This is a genomic window from Candidatus Deferrimicrobiaceae bacterium, from assembly GCA_035256765.1.
Lineage (GTDB): Bacteria > Desulfobacterota > Deferrimicrobia > Deferrimicrobiales > Deferrimicrobiaceae > CSP1-8.
Genome location: DATEXR010000091.1, coordinates 1 through 5472, shown reverse-complemented (window position 1 = coordinate 5472; position 5472 = coordinate 1). Strand labels below are relative to the sequence as shown.

Here is a 5472-nt window from a genome sequence, read left to right as displayed (position 1 = left end):
CCCTCAAGGAGGTCGGGCCATGCGGGTGCATTATCTGTTGAATCACGGTGCTGCGCCGGAATCGAAGCTGGCGGACGTGGAGATTCACTTCGAGGAAGGGATTCTTTCCGGACTCAAGCTGGTAGGATGTTCGGTCTGGCGGTCGAAGAAAGGAGAAGGGACCGCGGTCCTTGTCCCTTCGAGGTCCTACGCAACCGCCGGAGGCGTCAGGTACTACGAACTCCTGCGCCCCTCGGAGGAAGGGGGGGCGGGGGATGAGGCCGGCGGCAAGCTCGCCGCGCGGAAGTTTCGGGAATATATCCGTGATGAATATGGGAAAATCGTAAACCTTCCGCAGGAGGGGGAGCCGAAAAAAGGGAAAACGTCCGCCGGGAGGTAACCCTTCGGGGGGCGCGCAGGGTGCGGGACGGGAGACAGGCGGATGCGCGGGAAACGGCCGTCTCCCCGCCCCGCTCTTTTCCGGGGACCGAAATAACGGGAAACGCTTTCCCTCCGGGGGAGGATCACGTCCGGCAAGGCGAGCCGGGCGGAAGAGATGGACAGGTCAGCTGGCCCAGGCGCCCCGGGCGTCGATGGCGATGTTCAGCGCCTCTTCCGGGGAGGAGGCATACGCTTTTCTCGCAAGACGCAGAAGGCCCAGGATGTTGTCCCCCCGTTCCTTCGTACGGCGCTCGATCACCTTGCCGATGGGGACTTTCGTCTTTCTGACGTAATCCACCTGGAAGACGGTGACGTTTTTCACGGGCGACCCCGCACGGCTTGCTTTTTCTAAAAAATAAAACAAAATTCTTCAATTAGCAATAAAAAAAACAGGTGTCATTTCCGCTGGGGCCGCCCTACAATCGTTCCTTGCGCAATTTTCTCGGAAGAGCCGGCCGGAGGATGGATCGATGAAAACCCGGGACCTCCATTTTCTCATCATGGTGGTCGTGGTCATCGGGTTTCTCGTCATTCTCTCCATGACGGGGCGTCAGCGTTTTCTGACCCGGACGCCTCCCCACCTTTCGGCCGCCTCCGACCAGGAGTGCTTTTCCTGCCACGACGAGGGGAAACCGTTTCCGATGACCCAGGAGCACCCACTCCGGAAGAAGAACTGCCGCCAGTGCCACCGGCTCGAACGAAACTAGCCGCGTCTCCCCGGACGACGGAGATCCCCCGCTTCGGAGCCCACGTTTCGGTGGCGGGGGGGCTCGTCACCGCCCCGGGACGCGGGGTTGCGATCGGGGCGGAGGTCATCCAGATCTTTTCCAAGCAGAACACCCGGTGGAGGGGAAAGGCCCTCGGCGAGGAGGAGGCCGGGGTTTTCCGCGAAGAGAGCGCCCGTGCGGGGGTTTCGGCGGTCGCCATCCATTGCGCCTACCTGATCAACCTCGCCTCCGCCAAGGAATCCGTGAGGACGCGCTCCCTCTACGCGCTGGAGGACGAGGCGGCGCGCGCGGCGATGCTCGGCGTCCCGTATCTCGTCCTGCACCCCGGCTCTTCCGGCGAGGATCCGGAGGAGACGGGGGAGAGGCGGATCTCCTCGGCCCTCCGGACGTTCGGCAGGTTCCCCGGGGGGGTCACGCTCCTTCTGGAAAACACGGCGGGACAGGGGAACTCGATCGGCCGGACGATCGGACAGCTCCGCCGCCTGATCGACGCGTCCGGGGCGCCGCCCGATGTGGCGGTGTGCCTCGACAGCGCGCACCTCTTCGAGGCGGGGTATGATATATCGGGCGAGGAAGGGTGGAGGGGACTGCTCGAGGAGCTTGCCCGCCACGGAATCCTTCCTCTCGTCCGCTTGTGGCATCTGAACGACTCGAAGACGGCCCTCGGGAGCCGGGTCGACCGCCATTTCCACATCGGCGAGGGGGGGATCGGGCTCCCCGGATTCCGCCGGATCGTGACGCACCCTGCATTCCGGACGCTGCCGATGCTGCTGGAGACGCCCAAGGACGGAAAGGACGAGTTCGAGCGGGACATACGAAACCTGGCGGTGCTCAGGAGCCTGTGCGCCGCCGCGAACGGGGAGTAGCGCCGATGGACTACGAGGCGATCAAGAGCCTGGCCAAACACCACAAGCAGGTCTTCGGGCGGATCGTCAAGTGCGAGATGTACAAGCTGGAGGGGGAAAAGATCCTCGCCCTCACCCGGATGCACGACGACTACCACGACATGAACCTTGCGCTTCTTCTCGATGGTTCGTACCGCATCGAGAAGATCGCGGGGAAGATGGACCGTATCCCCTACCCGTGCTGCGAAGAGAAGCCCCTTGCGATGCTCTCGGAACTGGTCGGGATCGCGGTGCTCGAGCGGGGGGGCTTGAAGAAGGTGAAGGAGCGGATCCCCCGCGAAGCCGGGTGCAGCCACGTCTACGAGATGATCGAGTCGACCTTCCGCGCGATCTTCGTCGGTTCGTACAGCATCATCGACCAGAACTGGAACGGGGTCCTCTCCCTGGACCTGGAGGAGCACCGCCAGCTGGGCGTGCGGTCGCCGATCCTCGCCGACACCTGCTATGCCTTCCACCGGGAGTCTGCCGACGAGGAGATCGTGCGGAGCGCCCTGCGGAAGGTCGGGGAAGCGCACAGGAAAAGGGAGGCGATCGAGGCGGTCAAGGGGAAGAAATAACCGTTTTTCCGGAGATGCCGGGAACTTTTTCCGCTGTTCGGGAGTCCCATGTGCCGGGGACATCCCTCCCATTAGCGGGGACACTCCTCAACGCTGGGGGGGGACACTCCTCAACGTAATACTTGATATAGGAATGTCCCCCCTGGGAATGTCCCCCCTGGGAATGTCCCCGGAGTGTCCCCGCCCATGCGGGAGAGCGGTGTCCCCGCTCAGAAATCTTTGTAACGCGAGGTGGTGATGCGCCGAAACCTCATTCCGGTCCCGTTTGCGATCGTCCTGCTGGCAACCGTTCTTTCCGTTCCCGTATTCCCCGCCGAATTTCCCTCACGCGTCGACCGGGTGGTGCTCTACCCCGACATGGCCGAGGTCACGCGCGTGGTGGAGGTGGACCGGCCGGAGGCCACCGTCGTCCTTCCCGGGCTCACCCCCAATCTCCTGCCGGATACCCTCTCCGCGAGGGTGGCAAGCGGCGGAGCGCGGATCACGGGGGTGTCCGCCGAGGACCTCTTCCGGACCGAGCCGGTCGACGAGCGCGTGGGCGAACTGACCCGGCGGATCGAGGAGCTGTCCGACGGGAAGCGGCGCGCGGAGGAGGCGGCCGCGGCCGGCCGCCGCGAAAAGGAACTGCTGGAGCGCGGCGTCCTCGCGATCTATGCCCCGGGGGAGGCGACGAAGGACGGGGAGAAGGGGCGCCCCCCCCGCCTTTCCGTCGCCGAGGTCGATGCGGCCCTCTCCCTCTACCGGGCCCGGGTCGAGGCGCTCGACGGAAGCGTCTTCGCCAACGACCGGAAGGCCCGGGACCTCGAAAAAAAGATCGCGGCCGCCCGACAGGAACTGGACAAGATCCGGAACCCGCGCCCGACCCAGGAGAAGGTCGTCCGGATCGATCTCGCCCCGGCCGGGAAGTGCCGTCTCGCCGTCACCTACCGGGTTCCGGCGGCCGGGTTCGTTCCCCGCTACAACGCGAGGCTTGTTCCGGGGACGGGCATTCTCTCCCTGGAGCTCGTCGCGGATGCGTGGCAGCGCACCGGGGAGGACTGGAAGGAGGCAACCCTCGCCTTCTCGACCGCGAGACCGGGAAAAACGGCCCAGTTGCCGCCCCTTCCTCCCTGGGAGCTCGATTTCTACCAGCCCCCGGTGGCGCGCCCGATGATGAAGATGCGCAGTGAGGCGGCGGATGCGGCGCTGGCCGGCGCGTTCGCTCCCGAGGCGAAGGAGGAGGTTTTCCTCCCGCCTCCCGCGAGGAGGTTCGCCTCGCTCGAGGCGACCCTGGAAGGCCGGCACGCACTCGGCGGCAACGGAGAGAAAAAGGCGTTCCTCCTGGCCCGCCAGGAACAGAAGGCGGCGGTTGCGTGGCGCGCCGTTCCGAAGATGGTCGAAGGAGCGTATCTCGCGGCGAACGGCCGGAACGAGACCGGCCTGCCGGTGTTCTCGGCGCCGGCGGCGCTCTTCCTCGAGGACGCCTACGTGGGGAGGGGGCAACTGCCGGACATCCCCGAAGGGGAGGAGTTCCGGATCGACTTCGGGCAGGACCCGGGCGTGCGGATCCAGCGGAAGGAGCGGGAGCGGAAACGGGAGGAGGGCGGGGTCTTCGCCAAGGTGAAGAGGACGAGGTTCCGCTACGAGATCACGGCGCAGAACTTCCGGAAAGAGGCGGTCCCTCTCACCGTCCTCGACCAGGTTCCGTTCCCCCGGCACAAGGAGATCGTGGTCAAGGACGTGGAGATCGCCGGCGGCGGGAAGGCGGGAGAGCAGGGGGAGATCACGTGGGAGCTTTCGCTTGCGGCGGGGGAAAAAAAGGTGCTGGGGCTCTCCTTCACGGTGGAGTACCCGGCGGACAAGGAGATCCATGGGCTCTGACAGACAGGTGAACCGGCTGGCGGAAATCCTCGTCGGGTACTCGGTCAAGGCGAGACGGGGCGAGATCGTCCGGGTTTCGGGGAACGAGCACTCCCGGCCTCTGGCCCTCGCGGTCTGCCGCGAGGTGCTGCGCGCGGGGGCGCACCCGCTCCTTGCGGTCGGGTTCGAGGACGCGGCGCGGATCTTCTTCGAGGAGGCCTCCGAAGACCAGATCCGCCACCTTCCGCCGACCCGGGTGTACGAGGCGAAGAGGATCGACGCCGACATCATCATCCTGGCGCCGTCGAACACCCGGCACTTGAGCCACATCCCGCCGAAGAGAATGGCCGACAGGCGGAAGGCCCTCAGGACGATCTCCGAGATCGTCCTGCGCAGGGTCCGGTGGGTCCTGACCAATTTTCCCACCGAGGCGCTCGCCCAGGAGTGCGACCGGTCCCTCCCGGAATACGAAACGTTCTACTACCGGGCCGTCCTGCAGGATTGGGCCGCGATGGCGAAGATGCTGGGGCGGGCGAAGAGGATCCTGGAGAAAAGCCGCGAGGTCCGCATCGTGGGGAAGGAGACCGATCTCGCCTTTTCCATCCGCGAACGGAAGGCGATCCCGTGCGCGGGGGAGTACAACATGCCGGACGGGGAGATCTTCACGGCTCCGGTGGAGACCTCCGTCGAGGGAAAGGTCTGTTTCGAGTTCCCGGCGATCGCCGGAGGGCGCGAGGTGGCGGGGATCCGCCTCCGGTTCGAGAAGGGGAAGGTCGTGGAGGCCACGGCGGAGAAGAACGAGCCGTATCTCAAGGAGATGCTCGCCGCCGACCCCGGGGCCTGCCGGCTGGGCGAGTTCGGGATCGGAGCGAACCCGGGGGTGACCGAGTTCACCCGCGACATCCTCCTGGACGAGAAGATGGGGGGGACGATCCACCTGGCCGTCGGCCGCTCCTACCCCGAGTCGGGGGGAAGGAACCGCTCCGCCGTCCACTGGGACATGATCAAGGACCTGCGCGGGGA

Annotated in this window: 7 protein-coding genes; 6 read left to right on the top strand and 1 reads right to left on the bottom strand. The window is 65.8% G+C overall.

Translation table 11 applies throughout. The features are described from left to right. The coding region (locus VJ307_02975) for a hypothetical protein (GenBank protein ID HJX73093.1) at positions 1-379 on the top strand (379 nt) is incomplete at its 5' end. 165 nt (positions 380-544) lie between these two features. Here the strand turns inward: VJ307_02975 and VJ307_02970 are convergent. After that, positions 545-718 (bottom strand): hypothetical protein, encoded by a 174-nt coding sequence (locus VJ307_02970; protein ID HJX73092.1) that lies wholly within the window; start codon positions 716-718, stop codon positions 545-547. Between the two features lie 172 nt (positions 719-890). Here VJ307_02970 and VJ307_02965 point away from each other — a divergent pair, with 172 nt between their 5' ends. The 5 genes from VJ307_02965 to VJ307_02945 all read left to right on the top strand — a co-directional run. Then, the gene (locus VJ307_02965) at positions 891-1127 is read left to right on the top strand and encodes a hypothetical protein (protein HJX73091.1); all 237 of its coding nucleotides are present in this window, start codon (positions 891-893) and stop codon (positions 1125-1127) included. Next, positions 1025-2014: a deoxyribonuclease IV gene (locus VJ307_02960; GenBank protein ID HJX73090.1), complete on the top strand. Its 990-nt coding sequence runs from the start codon at positions 1025-1027 to the stop codon at positions 2012-2014. Before VJ307_02965 ends, VJ307_02960 begins: the two co-directional genes overlap by 103 nt. A gap of 5 nt (positions 2015-2019) precedes the next feature. Beyond that, positions 2020-2610, top strand: coding sequence for a DUF2889 domain-containing protein (locus VJ307_02955; protein HJX73089.1), 591 nt, complete (start codon positions 2020-2022; stop codon positions 2608-2610). A 237-nt stretch (positions 2611-2847) separates the two neighbouring features. Next, complete coding sequence (locus VJ307_02950) at positions 2848-4470, top strand: mucoidy inhibitor MuiA family protein (GenBank protein HJX73088.1); 1623 nt, start codon at positions 2848-2850, stop codon at positions 4468-4470. Further along, positions 4460-5472, top strand: a 1013-nt coding sequence (locus VJ307_02945; protein ID HJX73087.1) for an aminopeptidase, incomplete at its 3' end; no start/stop codon positions are given. The genes VJ307_02950 and VJ307_02945, both read left to right, overlap by 11 nt.

Bases quoted from the DNA above. Each gene is read 5' to 3' on its own strand.
- VJ307_02965 (HJX73091.1), top strand. From the start codon at position 891: ATGAAAACCCGGGACCTCCATTTTCTCATCATGGTGGTCGTGGTCATC.
- VJ307_02955 (HJX73089.1), top strand. From the start codon at position 2,020: ATGGACTACGAGGCGATCAAGAGCCTGGCCAAACACCACAAGCAGGTC.
- VJ307_02950 (HJX73088.1), top strand. From the start codon at position 2,848: ATGCGCCGAAACCTCATTCCGGTCCCGTTTGCGATCGTCCTGCTGGCA.